Consider the following 17,441-nt stretch of genomic DNA (forward strand, 5'->3'; position numbering starts at 1 on the left):
CACGCAGGCTAGGCGCCTTGCCGGATCGGCGCAACCGCATCGCCACCCGGGCCACCGCTGGCTCCGTCCGGCGTGATGTTCAGCGCTGCTTGCAACAGGGTCCGGGTATACTCGGTCTGCGGATTGTCGAAAATCTCGGCCCCGGTTCCGGCCTCGACAATGTCGCCCTGCTTCATCACCACCACTTTATGGCTCAGCGCCCGCACCACCCGCAGATCATGGCTAATGAACAGATAGGCCAGCCCGTACTTCTGTTGCAGATGGCGCAGTAAATCGACGATCTGAACCTGCACCGTCATATCCAGCGCCGATGTCGGCTCGTCCAGAACCACCAGCTTGGGCCGCAAGATCATCGCCCGGGCAATGGCGATCCGTTGCCGCTGTCCGCCGGAAAACTCGTGCGGGTAGCGGGCCGCCACCGACGGATCCAGCCCGACCTCGGTCAGGATATCGGCAACCATCTGATCCGCCGTCTGACCCTTGGGCGTGCCATGCACCCCCAGCCCTTCGGCGATGATCTGCCCGACATTCATCCGCGGGCTGAGCGACCCGAACGGATCCTGAAACACGATCTGCATGTGTTGGCGCAGAGGGCGCAACTGCCGCGACTTCCAACCGTGGATATTGTGGCCCTCAAAGTTGATCGGCCCCTCGGACGACACCAGCCGCATCAGCGCCAGCGCCAACGTGGTCTTGCCCGACCCGCTTTCGCCGACGATGCCAAGGGTTTCGCCCTGCCGCACCGACAAGGTGGCCGCGTTGACCGCCTTCACATGGCCCACCGTCTTGCGCAGCAATCCGGCGGTGATCGGGAACCAGACCCGCAGGTCCTCACAAGAGATCACCTCTTGTGCGCCCTCGGGAACCGGATCGGGGCGGCCCTTGGGTTCGGCGGCCAGCAGAATCTTGGTATAGGGGTGCTGCGGATCAGCGAACAAGGACGCTGCGGGGCCCTGCTCGACGATCTCGCCGCCCTTCATGACGCAGACCCGGTCGGCAATCCGCCGCACGATGCCCAGATCATGGGTGATGAACAGCATGCTCATCCCCTCGGACGCCTTCAACTCGGCCAGCAATTCAAGGATTTGCGCCTGAATGGTCACATCCAGCGCCGTGGTCGGCTCGTCCGCCACCAACAGGTCCGGCCCATTGGCCAGCGCCATGGCGATCATCACCCGCTGCCGCTGCCCGCCCGACAACTGGTGCGGATAGGCGCTGAGGCGACTTTGCGCATCGCGGATACCGACCTTTTCCAGCAGATCGATGATCCGCGCCTTGGCCGTGTCACCGGTCAGCCCCTGATGCAGCGCCAGACTTTCGCCGATTTGCTTTTCGATCGGATGCAACGGATTGAGCGAGGTCATCGGCTCTTGAAAGATAAAGCTGATGTCGTTGCCGCGAATGTCGCGCAGCCGGGCCTCGGGGGCCCCCACCATCTCACGCCCGGCATATTTGACCGAGCCGCTGACCTCGGCGCTGTCGGGCAGCAGCGACACCGTGCTCAGCGCGGTCACCGACTTGCCCGAGCCGCTTTCGCCAACAATGGCCACGGTTTCACCCTTGGCGACGGTGAACGACACATTGCGCACCGCCTGCACAAGTTTGCCTTCCTGCCGGAAATTGACGCAAAGGTTGTCGATCTCCAAAACGGTTTTGCTGAGGTCGGCGCTCATGCGAAGGTCTTTCTGGGGTCGAACGCGTCGCGCACCCCTTCAAAGATGAACACCAACAGCGACAGCATGATCGCAAAGGTGAAAAACGCGGTAAAGCCCAGCCACGGCGCTTGCAGGTTCTGCTTGGCCTGCAAGGTCAGCTCGCCCAGACTGGGGGCGGACGACGGCAGACCGAAGCCGAGAAAATCCAGTGCCGCCAGCGATCCCAACGTGCCGGTGATCACAAACGGCAACATGGTCAGGGTCGCCACCATCGCATTGGGCAGAACGTGGCGGATCATGATCGTGCCGTTGCCAACGCCCAAAGCCCGCGCCGCCCGAACGTATTCAAAGTTGCGCGCCCGCAGGAATTCGGCCCGGACCACGCCCACCAGCGCCGTCCAACCAAACAGGGTCATCAGGAACACCAGCAGCCAAAAATTCATCTGGAACACCGCCGCGATAATGATGATGATATAGAGGCTGGGGGTTGAACCCCACAACTCGATCACGCGCTGAAAGATCAGATCAACCCAGCCGCCAAAGAACCCCTGCACCGCCCCGGCCGCAATGCCGATGACGCTGGTCAGTGCCGTCACCACCAGCGCGAACAGCACAGACAAGCGGAAGCCATAGATCACCCGCGCCAGCACATCGCGCGCCGTATCGTCGGTGCCGAGCCAATGGTTGGCATCAGGGGCCGACGGCGCGGTGCCGTCAATGTCGTTCACGGTGGTATAGCTGTAGGGAATCGGCGGCCAGATCATCCAGCCCTTCTCAATCGGCTCACCATCGACCATGCCGGTCTTGGCCTGCACCAGAATGCCCTCAGGATCGTCCCAGCAGGCCTCAAGCCCACCGCTGACAATCAAACATTGTACCTCAATATCCCGGTACACCGCCTCGGTCTGGAAATCGCCGCCAAAGGCGGTTTCGGGGTAAAAGTTGAAGATCGGGGTGAAATAGCTGCCGCGATATTCAATCAGGATCGGTTTGTCATTTGCCAGAAACTCGGCAAACAGCGACAGGCCGAACAGGATCGAAAAGATCACCAGCGACCACGCCGCACGGGTATTGGCGCGGAAGTTCCGCAGCCGCCGCGTGTTCAACGGTGACAAAAACGCCTTGCGCAGCGGCGCGGCCGTCATGAGGTTTTCTGTGACGGACATGGCTTACGTCTCCCGGGTCTCAAAATCGATCCGCGGATCGATCCACACATACATCAGATCCGACACCAGCCCCATCAGCAAGCCAATCAACCCAAAGACATAGAGCGTGCCGAAGATCACCGGATAGTCGCGACTGACGGCGGCCTCAAAACCCAAACGCCCCAGCCCGTCCAGCGAAAAGATCGTCTCGATGATCAAGGACCCGCCAAAGAACACCGACACGAACACCGCCGGAAAGCCCGCGATCACGATCAGCATGGCGTTGCGGAAGACATGGCCATACAGCACCCGGCTTTCGGTCAACCCCTTGGCCTTGGCGGTCATCACATATTGCTTTTTGATCTCTTCCAGAAAGCTGTTCTTGGTCAGCAAAGTCAGGGTCGCAAATGCCGAAATGGTCGACGCCAGCACCGGCAGGGCAATATGCCAGAAGTAATCGACGATCCGCATCGGGATGCTCATCTCGGCCCAATTATCCGAATACAGCCCGCGCAACGGAAAGATTTGCCAGTAGGATCCCCCCGCGAACAGCACCAGCAGCAGAATCGCGAACAAAAAGCCGGGAATGGCATAGCCGACGATGATGGCACCGCTAGTCCATGTATCAAACCGCGAGCCGTCTTTCACCGCCTTGCGAATGCCCAAGGGAATCGAGATCAAATAGGCGATCAGGGTCGACCACAGGCCCAGACTGATCGAGACCGGCATCTTTTCCAGCACCAGATCCACGACCGAGATTGACCGGAAATAGCTGTCACCGAAATCGAACCGGGCATAGTTCCAGATCATGATCAGAAACCGTTCCACCGGTGGTTTGTCGAAGCCGAATTCTTTTTCCAACTCGGCGATGAATTCTGGCGGCAGGCCGCGTGCGCCCAGATATTTGTCATTGCCGCCGCCCTGCCCCATGGAACTGCTGCCCATGTCGCCGCCGCCGCCCGAGATGGTGTCAAAGACATCGCCCTGCCCCTCCATGCGGGCCAGAACCTGTTCGACCGGGCCACCGGGCACAAACTGGATCATGACGAAGTTGATCAACATGATCCCGATCAGGGTCGGGATGATCAGTGCAATCCGCCGCAGGATATAGGCGCCCATGGCTCAGAGCGCCCCTTCGGATTTCAGTTGCGCCGCAGCCTCGGCATCGTACCACCAGAAATCCAACTCGCCCACCGACAGCGGCGGCAATGTCTCGGGGTGGCGGAACATGTCGTAATAGGCGACCCAAGTGGCGTCGTTGTACCACAGCGGGATATCAAAACGGTTCGCCCGCATCACCCGGTCCAGCGCATGCACCGAACTGGTCAAGTCGTCCAGCGTGTCCGCCGCCACCACCGACGCAATCAGCCGGTCCACCGCCGGGCTGCGCAGCCGCATCAGATTGCGCGAGCTGTTATCGGCGGTTTTTGAGCCAAACCACTGTTCCAACCCGCTGGACGGTTCGAAATCCATCTGGAAGCCCTGATTGGCCAAATCAAAGGTGCCAGCCCGACGACGTTCCACATATTGCGCGGTATCGACCCGTTCCAGACGGCCTTCGACGCCAATGCCTTTCAGATTCTCGATGAACGGATTGATCGCCCGGTCGTACAGCGGATCGCGCTGAATGATGACCAGATCCAAAAGCTGCCCATCCTTGCGCCGCATCCCGTCATCGCCCGCAATCCATCCGGCATCGTTCAACAACTGGGTGGCCTGCCGCACGATCTGCCGTGCGGGCCGGTTCCGCTCGGCGTCATGTTGCGCCGGCATCGCCACCTCATCGGTCAGGATCGACGCCTCAAGCAGGCCTTCGTTCACCAAAGGCTGCAACAGCGCCACTTCGGCCTCGGAGGGCACACCGCTGGCGGCCAGATCGGTGCCCGGCCAGAACGACGCGGGCTGCTTGTAGAAATCATAGAACAACGTCCGGTTCGACCAAGCGAAGTTGAACATCATCTCGATGGCTTGCCGGGTGCGCGGGTCCTGCCACTTTGGCTTGTCCAGATTGAACACCCACGACAGATGTGTGCCGACAGATCCATCGGGAATGTCTTCCAGCACCACATAGCCCTTCTCGACGCCGGGGAAGTCATATTGTTGCGCCCAAGTCTGCGATGAGGTCTCGTTGCGGAAGGTATAAGCCCCGGATTTGAACCCTTCAAAAGCGGCGGTGGAATCTGAAAAATATTCCACCCGGATGCGGTCAAAATTGTTGCGCCCGACATTAAGCGGAATGTCCGCGCCCCAATAATCGGGGTTGCGGGCATAGACCACGCGGCGGTTGTAATCGAAGCTGTCCAGCACATAGGGCCCGGTCGACATGAACGGCGTCTTGGTGCTTTGATCCAGCCGCGCGCCCGTCTCCTCGAACCACGCCTTGGAAAAAGCGGGGGTGCCACCGGCAAACCCGATCCGGTCGCGCAACGGGGCCTCATCCTTGAAATTGAACTTGATCCGGTAGGGGCCAAGAATCTCGACCTCGCCATAATAGGCTTCAACCAGACTGCGGTACTCGACGATTCCTTGGGTCAGGAACAGGTTGTGCGAAAACGCGACGTCCTCGGCGGTCATCGGGGTGCCGTCTTGAAAGGTGACGTCATCGCGCAGATTGAAGATCACCCAAGACAGGTCCTCGGGATATTCCAGCGTCGTGCACAAGAAGCAGTAGGCACCAAACGGGTCATCGGCGGTGCCGGTTAGGATGCTTTCTGTGCCGATCGTGTTCAGTGCGGCGGGCACCCCGGCCCGAGCATATTGGTTGAAGCTGTCGAAATTGCCCTGCGCCCAGATCGAAATCTCGCCGCCCTTGGGGGCGTCCGGGTTCACATAGTCCAGATGTGCCGCATCCGCCGGGTATTTCAGGGTGCCGAAATTGGAATAGCCATGGCTGACCACGGTCGGCACGTCCGCATCCTGAGACTTCACCGGCAGGGCCGAGGCCAGCAGCACAAGGCCTGGGATCAACAGCGCGCCAATCCCCCAATGGGACAGGGGCGCAAGGGGTGCGGTGACGGCGCGGGCGGCACGGGGTGGCGTCATCTGTGTCTCCGGTCTGGATAAGGCGTCGGTCGAAGTTCCGACAGGCTACGGCCTGCGTCATGGGACATTCAAGCCGCGATTGCAAAGCTGTGATTGCCTGTGAGCTTGCACCCAACAAAAAACCGCCCCCGAAGGAGCGGTCCTGATCGTTTGCACGGCCCAAAACTTGGATCGCGTCAGTGCCCCCTATTGCTGGGGGGCCTCTTCCGCAGCGCCGTCAAGATTTTCGTCTTCAGCTTGTTCCGCGGTTTCGCCGGTTGCCTGCTTGGGGGCTTCCTCGTCAATCGCATTGGCCTCTTCTTCCGCGGCTTCCGCTTCCGGCACCACCGCAGAATCGGCCGCATCATCGGCATCCACCGCCGAAGCGTCGAACACGAAATCAGGCGATTCTGAGATCAGATAGGCCACAACATCGGCCCGGTCGCTGTCCTTTTTCAGACCCGCAAAGCTCATCTTCGTGCCCTTGGCCCAACCTTTGGGGTTTTCCAAGAAATCGCTCAGATGTTCCGGGGTCCAGGTTTCTGCCGACAGATCGGCCAGAGCGTCGGAATAAGCGAAGTCCCCGACCGATCCGATGTGACGTCCGACAACACCGTCCAGATGCGGACCGGTTGCGTTTTCGCCGTTAACCTTGTGACAAGCCGCACATTTACCGAACACGCGCGCGCCACCCTCGACGTCAGCCGCAGCCACCAAAGCCGCAAAATCGACTTCTTCTTCGGCGGTTTCCGCGCCGTTCTCGTCGCCGGTATCGATCAAATAAGCCTGAACATGGTCCCCATGGCCGCCGCCGATCGTGAACAGGCTTTGCCCGACCCATCCGCCCAGCAGAAACACAAGCAGGGACCCGCACAGCGCGGCCACAACTTTCGTCACAGTCATCGTATCAAGCATCAGGTTGCCTCTCAGATCGCAGTTGCCCGTGTGTAGCGGCTTCCCCCTGACTGCATCAAGGTGTAGATGCCGCGACCAAACGACCGTTGCGGTCACCAAATCACGCAATCTGCCAGATGGGAAGTCCAGACACATGACACGGATCGCATTTCAAGGCGAACCCGGCGCCTATTCGCACCAGGCCTGCCGCGAAGCCCGCCCGACCTATGAAGCCGTGCCGTGCCGGACATTTGAAGACGCCATTGATGCGGTGCGATCCGGCGAGGCCGATCTGGCGATGCTCCCAGTGGAAAATTCGACCTATGGCCGGGTGGCCGACATTCACAGCCTGCTGCCCGAAAGCGGCCTGCACATCGTCGACGAAGCGTTCGTCCGGGTGCATATCAATCTACTGGCTCTGCCCGGCACTCCAATTGAGCAAATCACCGAGGCAATGAGTCACACGGTGCTGCTCGGCCAATGCCGGGACTTTCTGCGCAGCCGCAGCATCACGACCCTGACCGCAGCCGATACCGCTGGTTCGGCCCGGCAGGTGGCCGCGGATGGAATTCCCGCGCGGGCGGCGCTGGCGTCGGAACTGGCCGGCGAGATTTACGGGCTAGAGGTGCTGGCCCGCCATATTGAGGATCACGACCGCAACACCACCCGCTTTTTGATCATGTCCGCCACGCCCGACCATTCGCGCCGGGGCACATCGGGGATGATGACCTCGTTCGTGTTCCGGGTCCGCAACATTCCGGCGGCGCTGTACAAAGCCATGGGCGGCTTTGCCACCAATGGCGTCAACATGACCAAGCTGGAAAGCTATATGATCAACGGCTCGTTCACCGCGACCCAGTTCTTTGCCGAGATCGAAGGCCACCCCGATGACGCGGATGTCGCCCGCGCCCTAGAGGAACTGACCTATTTCACCTCAACCCTGACGATTCTGGGCACCTACCCCGCTGATCCCCGTCGTCACACCTGAGGCCTCGCCGCTCGGGCGCGCCGTCACCGCCGGACCCGTCCGGCGGCTTTCGATCTCGCGGGCGAAGTGTTGCAGACGGTCGCGGCAGCGCGCGGCAACGGTCTGGCGCACCAGCGACAGGGATTGCACGATCATCCGGCCGGTCAGGCTGGTGGGACGAAGCTGAACCGTCACGTCCAACCGGGTCGGCCCCTCTGGCGGGCCACTCAGTGCCACCGTCAACTGGCCCCGCATCCCATCCGCTTCACCGTGAATCTCGTACCCGTCCGGGGCCTGCAACGACACCAGTTCCGCCGTCCCGTCACGGCGCAGCCCGCGCAGCACGAAGTGCCCCTGCCAACGGCTGCCCTCTGACACCGGGGCCGGATGGTCCAACCGGGTGATCTGGGTTTTCGCGTCAGCAGGGCGACCGAGAAGCCGGTCGAAATCGGTCACCTGTTGGAACACGTCCTGACGCGAGGCCGCGACCTCTTCGGACACTGTCAGCTTCATGCCATCGGCTCGTCCAGCCGATCCGCCAGCCAGCGCTCAATCACGAAGCGCGCAATCGCCCCCGGGCGCGACGGCGCGATCTCGGGATGGATGCCCTCGAAGACCTCGATCATTTCCTCGCGGCTGACCCAACGGGCCTCCTCGATCTCGACCGGATCCACGGTGATGTCGGTGCTGACAGCCTCGCCCCGGCAGGCCAGCATCAACGAGGCCGGAAATGGCCATGGCTGACTGACCAGATAGGACACCGCCCCCACCCGCACGCCGGCCTCTTCAAATACCTCGCGGCGCACCGCGGCCTCGACCGTCTCGCCCGGCTCAATAAAGCCCGCCAGCAACGAAAACATTTTCTCTGGCCAAAGCGGCGACCGCCCCAGCAAGATCGAATTTCCGTGCGTAATCAGCATAATCGCCACCGGGTCGGTGCGCGGAAAGTGATGGGCGGCACAGGCCGGGCAATCGCGCTGCCAGCCCGCCATCGCCATGTCAGAGCGCGATCCGCAATTGGCGCAGAACCGGTGCCGGTCATGCCAGCCCAAGATGCCCCGCGCCACCGCGGCCAGTTCGGCGCTGCGCGCATCCAACTGGGTCATACAATTGCGCAGCTCCATGAACCGGTCGCCCTGCGGGAAATCGGGATGGACCTGTTCCGACAGATCGCGAAAGCCATCTTCCGGCGCGGCTTCGGTGGCGGGCGGCGCCCATCCCGACAGGTCCAGCGCAAAGCGCGGCCCAGCGTCGTCCAGCCCCAGAAACACCGGCGGATCAAGGGCACTGTCCAGACCGGCATGTCCCGGCACCAGCCAGCCCAGCGCGTTACCGTCCTCGCCGCGGACCAGCGGCTTGTTCTTCCACAGCGGCAATACCCGCGCGGACGGATCCGCCCACAGGTCAGCCTGCCGGGCCGCGTCGCCACGCAGATGGCCCGCCCGATCCAGCCCACTATCGCCAAACGTGACCGAAGTCGCCGGGATGAACGCCATGATATACTCCGATTGTTGCTGGCTCATCGAATGACATAGCGCCCCGGCCAATGCAAACCCGCCCCCGCGGCCCGAACCATTTCGCAACACCTGCCAGATTTCCCCAGCCCTGCGCATCAGGTCCGTTGCCACTGACGGCGCAACCGGCCACGCTTGATCCATTACCGCTTCAGGAGGCCCAGTCATTTTAGCCGCAGCCGAAGTTCAACCGTCGATGGATGCGCCGCGTCTCATCCGTCTCCGCTTGCTGGCCACAACCGACCTGCATTGCACCATCTGGCCCTTTGACTATGCCGCCGACCGGTCGCGGCCGGGGATCGGATTGGCCGCGCTGGCGCCGCTGATCGCAGCGGCCCGAACCGAAGCCGACAATGCGCTGCTGCTGGACAATGGCGATTTCTTGCAAGGCACGGCGCTGGCCGATCTCTTTGCCACAGCCGATCCCGCCGCCCCCCGTCACCCGATGATCGCGGCGATGAACGCGCTTGGCTATGACGCTGCCGCGCTTGGCAATCACGATTTCAACTTTGGCCTCGCCGCGCTGCACACCGCCCTGTCCGGGGCCGAGTTTCCGGTGCTCTCGGCCAATCTGGTGGCCCCGCCGACCGATCAAAACCCGGCCCCGAACCGGATCTTTCCGGCCACAGCGTTGCTAGAGCGTGAGATGCTGGCCACCGATGGCAGCCGCCATCTGGTGCGGATCGGCGTGATCGGGGCCGCGCCGCCGCAAACCGTGGAATGGGACAGCGCCGTACTGGCCGGACAGGTGCAGGCCTGCGGCATCCGCGCTGCAATCGCGGCCGAACTGCCCGCCCTGCGCGCCGCCGGGGCCGATCTGATCGTGGCCTTGGCCCATTCCGGTCTGGGCCCGCCCGATGCGGGGGACGAGGCCGAGGATGCCTGCCTGTCGCTTGCAGCACTGCCCGGTCTTGATGCGATCATTGCCGGCCACAGCCACAAGGTCTTTCCCGGCCCCGGCCACGCCGCGCGGCCCGGCATCGACAGCAACAGCGGACGTCTCGGCAATATCCCGGCGGTGATGGCCGGTGCCATGGGGCAGTATCTTGGCCTGATCGACCTTGATCTGGTTCAGCGCGGCGGGCGCTGGCGGCCCGTGGCGTCACAATCGACGCTGCGCCGGGTGCCCGACGACCATGACGCCGCCGACCCCCGGCTTCTGGCCCTGAGTTTGGCCGCCCACAACGCCACCCGCCGCAACAGTGGCGCGGTGTTGGGGGAAAGCCTGACCCGGCTGCACGGGGTCTTCGCCCTCGCCGCGCATTCCCCCGCGCTGCAATTCACCGCCGAGGCCCAACTCTGGCGCGCCCGCCAATTGGTGGCGGACCTGCCCGAGGCGGCGCTGCCATTGCTGACGGCAGTCTCGCCTTATCGCGCGGGCGGCCATGCGGGCGGTGATGCCTATACCGACATCCCAGCGGGCCCCTTGCGCATGGGGCATCTGACGGAACTGTCGCCCTTCCCAAACCATCTGGACGTGGTCGCGGTCACCGGTGCCCAGATTCGCGCGTGGCTGGACCGGTCAGCGGCCCTGTTTCAGACCATCGCGCCGGGTGCCCGCGACGTGCCGCTGCTGATGCCCGATGCGCCGTGCTATAACTTCGATCAAATCTACGGCCTGCGCTATCGGATCGACCTCAGCCAGCCGCCCCGCTATCGGGCGACGGATGGACGCCGCCTCGACACCAGCCCGCCCAGTCGGATCCGGGACCTGACCCTGAACGGCAGGCCCCTCGGTCCAGAGGACCGCGTGCTGGTCGCCACCACCAGTTACCGCACCGCAGGTGGCGGCAATTTCGACATGGTGCGCACGGCCCCGGTCATTGCCCGCTCGGACGCCTCGCTGCGCGAGAACCTGACCGCCTATACCCGTGCCGCCAACCCCATTCAGATCCAGCTGACCCCGGTCTGGGGGTTTTCCCCGCTTGGTGCCACCGCCCTGTTCCACGGCCCGCAGCACGGCTCACTGCAAAGTCACGGCGACCCCGACCGCCTGATCGAAGCGCTGGACCTGCAGCCCAATGGTGGCCGCCAATTCCGTCTGTTCTTGTAAAATCAGCCGCCGCTTACAGCGTCTCGGCGCTGAACGTGTCGCAATCGGCCATCTGGCCATTCCGATAGCCGCGCGCGAACCAACTTTCCCGCTGTTCGCTGGTGCCGTGGGTAAAGCTGTGCGGATTGGGCACCCGTCCGGCATTGCGCTGCAGGTAATCGTCACCGATCTTGCGGGCCGCGTTCAGTGCCTCGTCCAGATCGCCCGGCTCCAACAACCCGTCCACATGCGCGGCCCAGACCCCGGCCAAACAATCGGCCTGCAATTCCACCCGAACCGAGATCGAATTGGCGTCGGCCTCCATCCCTTGCGCCCGCGCCCCCGCCTGAAGCGCCTGCGCCTGCGCGAGGATTCCCACTTCGTTCTGCACGTGATGCGCCACTTCATGGGCAATCACATAGGCCGAAGCGAAATCGCCCTCCGCCCCCAGTTGCTCAGACAGCACCGCGAAAAACGCCGTATCCAGATAGGCGCTTTTGTCCTCGGGGCAATAAAACGGCCCCGTCGCCCCTGAGGCACCGCCACAAGCACTCTGGGTGACCTGACTGAACAGAACCATCTGCGGCGGTTGATAGGGTTGGCCGGTGGACTGCGGAAAGACCTCGCCCCAGACATCTTCGGTCGTGGCCAAGACTTGGGCGGCGAAATCTCCGGCTTGTTGTTCCTGCGGCGACAACGCCACCGGCGCGCCACTGGTCTGCGAAGTCTGCGTGCCCTGCAACAGCGGCGTCACGTCGATGCCGGTGAAATACCCGATCGCCAACACCGCCAGCAGACCAAGTCCGCCGATCCCGCCAATCCGACCGCCCCCGCCACCGCGGCCCCGTCGGTCATCAATATTGCTGCTGCGTCGGGTGTTTCTCAGGCGCATGGCGGTCATCTCCGGCTGTTCTTTGATAACTTAGCTCAGGCCATGCGGGTTCCGCAATCGCTGCCGTCACGCGACGGCGACCAGCACCACAAGGCTGGCCATCAGCAACCCGATCCCCAGCCATTCGCGCCGCGATAGCCGCTCGCGGAAGAACAGCGCCCCGCCCGCGATACTGAACAGCAACTCCACCTGACCCAGCGCATAGACATAGGCCGCCGTCTGCAACGCAAAGGCCACGAACCAGCAAAAGCTGCCCGCCACGCTGGTCGCACCCACCGCCAGACCGGGCCGCCACGCCGCCAAGACCCGCCCGATCTGGGGCCGGTCGCGCAGCAAAAGCCACAGCATCATCCCGACCGACTGCGCCAACGTCACCACCGCCAAGGCCAAGGCGGCCCGAAACCCCACAGGACCATCGCCCAGTGCCAGCACCGCGCCGCGATAGCCCACTCCCGCCAGCGCAAAAAATGCGCCGCTGGTCAGCCCCAAGCCAACGCTCGGCGATAAAAACCGGCGCCAGCCGGGCCGCGCCGCATCACCCGGCACATCCGACAGCACCAACAGCGCGCAAAAGCCGATGACCAGCGCGACAAAGCCCAAGTCCGACACCCCCTCGCCCAACAAGGCCCAGCCGACAAAGACGGTCTGCAACACCTCGGATTTCTTGAAGGTAATCCCCACCGCAAAGTTGCGCCGCGAAAACAGGGCCACCACGCAGACGGTGGCCAATATCTGCGCCACGCCGCCCGCCATGGCAAAGCCCCAGAACCGCCCGGTAAAGGGCGGCACCGCGATGCCCGTCGTCACGATATAGCCCAGCACCGCCGCCCCCAGCACCGGCGCCGACCAGACGAATCGCGCCCATGTTGCGCCCACCGACGACAACCCGGCGGTCTTGAGATGTTTTTGCAGGGCAAACCGCGCGGTCTGAAACAGGGCGGCGGCTAATGTGGCGATAATCCAAAGGTCCATCACCGGTCTTTGGCAGAGGCCACAGCCGCCGTCTAGGCCACCTCCAGACCACCCCCTTGCAACCTGCCGCCGCTCGGTCTATCTGAGGGGTGAGAGGTTGGCGCGGGCAGGCACCTCGCCAACCCGGTCAGATCCGGAAGGAAGCAGCCGTAACGAGCCCCGCTTGGGTCGTTGTCCAGCCTCTCACCTTACCCCCCCTTTTCTAAATGCAGCCAATGCCCCGCCCCGGGACGAAAATGGTGCGCCCTTGGCGGCGCAGACGCGCCTTTGCAGCCCACCCGCACGGTCCGACAAAAGTCCGACGAAAGTCCGAAACAATTCCGACGCCAGTGTCAGCTTGCATTGGGCGGCGATGGCTGGACCTCGGCCCCCACAGCGACTAGGTTCTTGAAGGCATCGAATCCGGGGGAAACAGGCGTGAGCGAACAAGGCGGATATCGGGTTCTGGCCCGGAAATACCGGCCCGACACTTTCGCCGATCTGGTGGGGCAGGACGCGATGGTTCGCACCTTGCGCAACGCGTTCGAAGCCGACCGCATCGCGCAGGCCTTCATCATGACCGGCATCCGGGGCACCGGCAAAACCACCACGGCGCGGATCATTGCCAAAGGCATGAACTGCACCGGGACGGATGGCACCGGCAAACCCACCACCGATCCCTGCGGCACCTGCCCGCAATGCGTTGGAATTGCTGCCGGAACCCATGTGGACGTGATTGAGATGGACGGCGCATCGAACACCGGCGTCGACAACATCCGCAGCAATATCATCGACAATATTTCCTACGCGCCGACCTCGTCGCGCTTTAAGATCTACATCATCGACGAAGTGCACATGCTCAGCACCTCGGCGTTCAACGCCCTTCTGAAAACCTTGGAAGAGCCGCCCGCCCACGTCAAATTCATCTTCGCCACCACCGAGATCCGCAAGGTGCCGGTGACCGTTCTGTCGCGCTGTCAACGCTTCGATCTGCGCCGGATCGAACCCGAAGACATGATCGCCCTGCTGCGCCGGATTGCCGACGCCGAAACCGCCCAAATCGAAGACGCCGCCTTGTCACTGATCACCCGCGCCGCCGAAGGCTCCGCCCGCGACGCAACTTCCCTGCTGGATCAAGCCATTAGCCATGGTGCCGGCGAAACCACCGCCGATCAGGTCCGCGCCATGCTGGGTCTGGCCGACCGGGGCCGGGTGCTGGATCTGTTCGACCGGATCATGCGCGGCGATGCAGCAGGCGCGCTGGACGAACTTGGCGCGCAATACGCCGATGGTGCCGATCCCCAATCCGTTCTGCGCGATTTGGCCGAGATTGCCCATTGGTTGGCGGTGATGAAAGTCACCCCCGATGCGGCCGATGACCCGACCCTGCCCCATGACACCCGGGTGCGCGGCACCGAAATGGCCAGCCATCTTTCGCAGCGGGTTTTGGGCCGGGCATGGCAGATGCTGTTGAAAGCCTTGGACGAAGTCGGCACCGCGCCGAACCCGATGATGGCAGCGGAAATGGCTGTGATCCGGATGACCCATGTGGCCGACCTGCCCAGCCCGGAAGAATTGATGCGCAAGTTCGGCACGGCACCATCGCCGTCGGGCACAGGCGCTCCGGCCCCGTCAGGCCCGTCCGGGTCCGGTGCCACCGCGCGGGCAACTGCGCCCCAGCCGGTGCCCGCCGCCGCGCCGCGCTCCTTTGCGCCCCGATCCGCCGGACCGGCGTTGGCCACGCAGGCCGCCGCGGATTCCGCCCTCGACCGCTTTCCAAATTTCGACGCCGTGGTGGCCCTGATTCGCAGTCAGCGCGACATCAAACTGCTGGTCGAGGTCGAATCCAGCCTGCGCCTGATCTCGTACAGCCCGGGCCGGATCGCGTTTGAACCCGGTCCCTTGGCCCCCGCCGATCTGGCCCAGCGTCTGGGCGCGCGCCTGCAAAGCTGGACCGGATCTCGGTGGGCGATTTCGGTTGCCGCCACCGGCGGTGCGCCAACAATCACCGAAACCCGCGATGCCGAAATGACGGCGCTGAAACAACAAGCCGCGCGGCACCCGCTGGTGGCGGCGGTGCTTCTGGCCTTTCCCGGTGCGCAGCTTTCCACCATCCGCACCGAGGCCGAGCTGAACGCCCGCGCCGCGGCTGAAGCCCTGCCCGAAATTCCCGACGCCGATGATGCCGATGGCAACGCCGACGATTGGGATCCATTTGACGACGAATAACAAAAGGAATGACACGATGCTGAAAGGTTTAGGCGGTCTCGGAGGTCTTGGCGATATGGGCAAGATGATGAAAGCCGCGCAGGATTTGCAGGGCAAGATGGCCGAAATGCAGGAAGAACTGCATGCGATCATCGTCGAAGGCGAAAGCGGCGCCGGACTGGTAAAGGCCAAGGCCACCGCCAAGGGCGATCTGACCGGGCTGACCATCGATCCGTCGCTGTTCAATGCCGACGACAAGGAAGTGGTCGAGGATCTGATCCTTGCCGCGATCAAGGACGCACAAGCCCGCGCCGCCGACCGCTCGCAAGCAGAAATGCGCAAGCTGACCGAAGGCCTGGGCTTGCCCGCCGATATGAAGCTGCCGTTCTGAAACGCGACCCGATAAACGGCCCGTCCGATCCGGGCGGGCACGGGCGGCCATGACCATGACGCCCACAGCCGTTGATGCCCTGATCGACCTGATGGCGCGGCTGCCCGGCTTGGGGCCGCGCTCGGCCCGGCGTGCGGTCCTGCATCTGGTCCGCAAGCGCGGGCCTTTGCTGGCCCCACTGGCCGAGGCGATGACCGAGGTTGCGGCCACGGTCCGCGATTGTGTGACCTGCGGCAATATCGCGACCGACCCGCACTGCCCGATCTGCGCCGATCCGCGCCGCGCCAATGGCATCCTCTGTGTGGTCGAAGACGTGGCCGACCTGTGGGCCATGGAACGGGGCGCCGCCTTCAAGGGCCGGTATCACGTGCTGGGCGGCACCCTATCGGCCCTCGATGCGGTCGGCCCCGAAGATCTGGGCCTGCCCCGCCTTGCCGCCCGGATCGACGACGAAGGGATCACCGAAGTCATCCTCGCGTTGAACGCAACAGTCGATGGCCAGACCACCGCACATTACATCGCAGACCTGCTGGCCAATCTGGTCTCAGTGACCTCGCTGGCGCAGGGCGTGCCGATCGGCGGCGAGTTGGATTACCTCGACGACGGCACCATCTCTGCGGCGCTGAAAGCCCGCAGGGCGCTTTAAAACAAAGCCCATCAGCGCGGGACACTGCCTATTTCAAGGCCGGTCCGCGCCCTTTTTCCAAAAACAAATTCGAACATACTTCTGAAGATGGGCCATTTGGGCCTCAGCGCCAAGGTGGTGGCATTTCAAGAATTTCTGCAAGATTCAGAAATTGCTGAATCTTTCCACGTTTTTAAATCGACAGAAACGACTGACAGATGTTGACGATCTGTATACGTATTATTAACAATTAACTCACTGGCCCAGAATTATTAGTAAATTCCGACAGAAATCTTCTGATTTCTGGCGACCTTTAAGTGCGAGTAATTGCTCCGGAGCACTGATTTCTAAGTGTCTACAAGTAACGATTGAAAGCAGTTTTGTTCCATAAAACATGGAGAAAAGCCTATGACGTCACCCGTCTCTTTCTTGAAAACTCTATCTGCATCTGCCGGTTTGGCTTTTTGTTTGATGCAGCCAGCCCAGGCTGTCACAGTCGGCAGCAATTTCGATGTGGAGACCGAGCTTCTTGGTCTTCAGGTCGGAAACCTCTTGGCGGTCAATCTGACCCTCGACCAATCGGGCGATGCCCTCACTGCCGCGGATCCTGACGTTGCCTTGGCCGTTGCTGGCGTCAGCCTCGACCTGCCCATTCTTGGGGAGACCTCCGTCAATCTTGGTATCCTTGGCGTGGAATGGGTCGATCAGAATACCTTTGATCTGGTCTTCGGCCTTGAAGGGATCTCGCTACTCGGGGGCTTAGTCGAACTTAGCCTAAGCGTGGTGCCTACGGTCAACTGGGTTCTGTCCGACTTGGTCTTTGACGACCCGACCGCAATTATTACCGGCGTCACTCAGGTCAATAATGGTGGAATTATTGTCAATCCTGGTGGCATTTCTTGGACTGACAATTCGATTGCTATCACGACCAATTCGCTGATCAATGCCGGGCTGAATTTTGATGCCCGGTCGCGGTTCACCATGACCACCGCGTCGCCCCCCGCCCCGGTTCCTCTGCCTGCGGCTGGCATTCTGCTGATCGGTGCCCTTGGCGGTCTTGGCGCAGTGCGCGCCCGCCGCAACCGGGCCTGCTGACAAAAATGGCGGCGCGGGCTGTTGTGCCCACGCCGCCATTCTTCCGCCCGA

At 62.7% G+C, this 17,441-nt stretch carries 15 protein-coding genes and 1 other RNA gene; 7 read left to right on the plus strand and 9 right to left on the minus strand.

Annotated elements, in window-relative coordinates; all coding sequences use genetic code 11:
* Positions 1-8 precede the first annotated feature (8 nt).
* From BV911_RS02020 to BV911_RS02040, 5 genes are all read right to left on the minus strand, one after another.
* A complete protein-coding gene (locus tag BV911_RS02020; RefSeq protein WP_086051897.1) occupies positions 9-1,673 on the minus strand; it encodes an ABC transporter ATP-binding protein in 1,665 nt (554 codons plus the stop codon).
* Positions 1,670-2,821, minus strand: coding sequence for an ABC transporter permease (locus BV911_RS02025; RefSeq protein ID WP_240512104.1), 1,152 nt, complete (start codon positions 2,819-2,821; stop codon positions 1,670-1,672). Before BV911_RS02025 ends, BV911_RS02020 begins: the two co-directional genes overlap by 4 nt.
* A gap of 3 nt (positions 2,822-2,824) precedes the next feature.
* Positions 2,825-3,919: a microcin C ABC transporter permease YejB gene (locus BV911_RS02030; protein WP_086051899.1), complete on the minus strand. Its 1,095-nt coding sequence runs from the start codon at positions 3,917-3,919 to the stop codon at positions 2,825-2,827.
* 3 nt (positions 3,920-3,922) lie between these two features.
* Complete coding sequence (locus BV911_RS02035) at positions 3,923-5,842, minus strand: extracellular solute-binding protein (protein WP_086051900.1); 1,920 nt, start codon at positions 5,840-5,842, stop codon at positions 3,923-3,925.
* 186 nt (positions 5,843-6,028) lie between these two features.
* Positions 6,029-6,736, minus strand: a complete 708-nt coding sequence (locus BV911_RS02040) for a cytochrome c family protein (protein WP_086051901.1) — start codon at positions 6,734-6,736, stop codon at positions 6,029-6,031.
* A gap of 133 nt (positions 6,737-6,869) precedes the next feature.
* Here BV911_RS02040 and BV911_RS02045 point away from each other — a divergent pair, with 133 nt between their 5' ends.
* Positions 6,870-7,703, plus strand: coding sequence for a prephenate dehydratase (locus BV911_RS02045; protein WP_086051902.1), 834 nt, complete (start codon positions 6,870-6,872; stop codon positions 7,701-7,703).
* On the opposite strand, the gene BV911_RS02050 is transcribed toward BV911_RS02045, so the two are convergent.
* Together BV911_RS02050 and nudC are read right to left on the minus strand one after the other, a co-directional pair.
* Positions 7,650-8,195 (minus strand): SRPBCC family protein, encoded by a 546-nt coding sequence (locus BV911_RS02050; RefSeq protein WP_086051903.1) that lies wholly within the window; start codon positions 8,193-8,195, stop codon positions 7,650-7,652. The two genes, BV911_RS02045 and BV911_RS02050, sit on opposite strands and share 54 nt — an antisense overlap.
* Entirely contained in the window at positions 8,192-9,178 is a 987-nt protein-coding gene (gene nudC, locus BV911_RS02055) for an NAD(+) diphosphatase (protein ID WP_086052023.1), read from the minus strand. Before nudC ends, BV911_RS02050 begins: the two co-directional genes overlap by 4 nt.
* A 214-nt stretch (positions 9,179-9,392) precedes the next feature.
* Here nudC and BV911_RS02060 point away from each other — a divergent pair, with 214 nt between their 5' ends.
* Complete coding sequence (locus BV911_RS02060; protein ID WP_086051904.1) at positions 9,393-11,249, plus strand: 5'-nucleotidase C-terminal domain-containing protein; 1,857 nt, start codon at positions 9,393-9,395, stop codon at positions 11,247-11,249.
* A gap of 13 nt (positions 11,250-11,262) precedes the next feature.
* Here BV911_RS02060 and BV911_RS02065 read toward each other — a convergent pair whose 3' ends face one another.
* Both BV911_RS02065 and BV911_RS02070 read right to left on the minus strand, forming a co-directional pair.
* Complete coding sequence (locus BV911_RS02065; RefSeq protein WP_086052024.1) at positions 11,263-12,120, minus strand: neutral zinc metallopeptidase; 858 nt, start codon at positions 12,118-12,120, stop codon at positions 11,263-11,265.
* Positions 12,121-12,186: 66 nt separating this feature from the next.
* A complete protein-coding gene (locus tag BV911_RS02070) occupies positions 12,187-13,092 on the minus strand; it encodes a DMT family transporter (protein WP_086051905.1) in 906 nt (301 codons plus the stop codon).
* Between the two features lie 90 nt (positions 13,093-13,182).
* On the opposite strand from BV911_RS02070, the gene ffs reads away from it, so the two are divergent.
* From ffs to BV911_RS19935, 5 genes are all read left to right on the plus strand, one after another.
* Positions 13,183-13,281, plus strand: an RNA gene (gene ffs / locus BV911_RS02075) — signal recognition particle sRNA small type.
* A gap of 228 nt (positions 13,282-13,509) precedes the next feature.
* Positions 13,510-15,300: a DNA polymerase III subunit gamma/tau gene (locus BV911_RS02080; RefSeq protein ID WP_086051906.1), complete on the plus strand. Its 1,791-nt coding sequence runs from the start codon at positions 13,510-13,512 to the stop codon at positions 15,298-15,300.
* Between the two features lie 16 nt (positions 15,301-15,316).
* Complete coding sequence (locus BV911_RS02085) at positions 15,317-15,670, plus strand: YbaB/EbfC family nucleoid-associated protein (protein ID WP_086051907.1); 354 nt, start codon at positions 15,317-15,319, stop codon at positions 15,668-15,670.
* A gap of 55 nt (positions 15,671-15,725) precedes the next feature.
* On the plus strand, positions 15,726-16,316 hold the full coding sequence (gene recR / locus BV911_RS02090; protein WP_086052025.1) for a recombination mediator RecR: 591 nt from the start codon (positions 15,726-15,728) through the stop codon (positions 16,314-16,316).
* 450 nt (positions 16,317-16,766) lie between these two features.
* Positions 16,767-17,390, plus strand: a complete 624-nt coding sequence (locus BV911_RS19935; RefSeq protein ID WP_240512105.1) for a VPLPA-CTERM sorting domain-containing protein — start codon at positions 16,767-16,769, stop codon at positions 17,388-17,390.
* Positions 17,391-17,441 lie beyond the last annotated feature (51 nt).

It is taken from the genome of Pseudoruegeria sp. SK021 (genome assembly GCF_002119405.1).
GTDB lineage: Bacteria > Pseudomonadota > Alphaproteobacteria > Rhodobacterales > Rhodobacteraceae > Meridianimarinicoccus.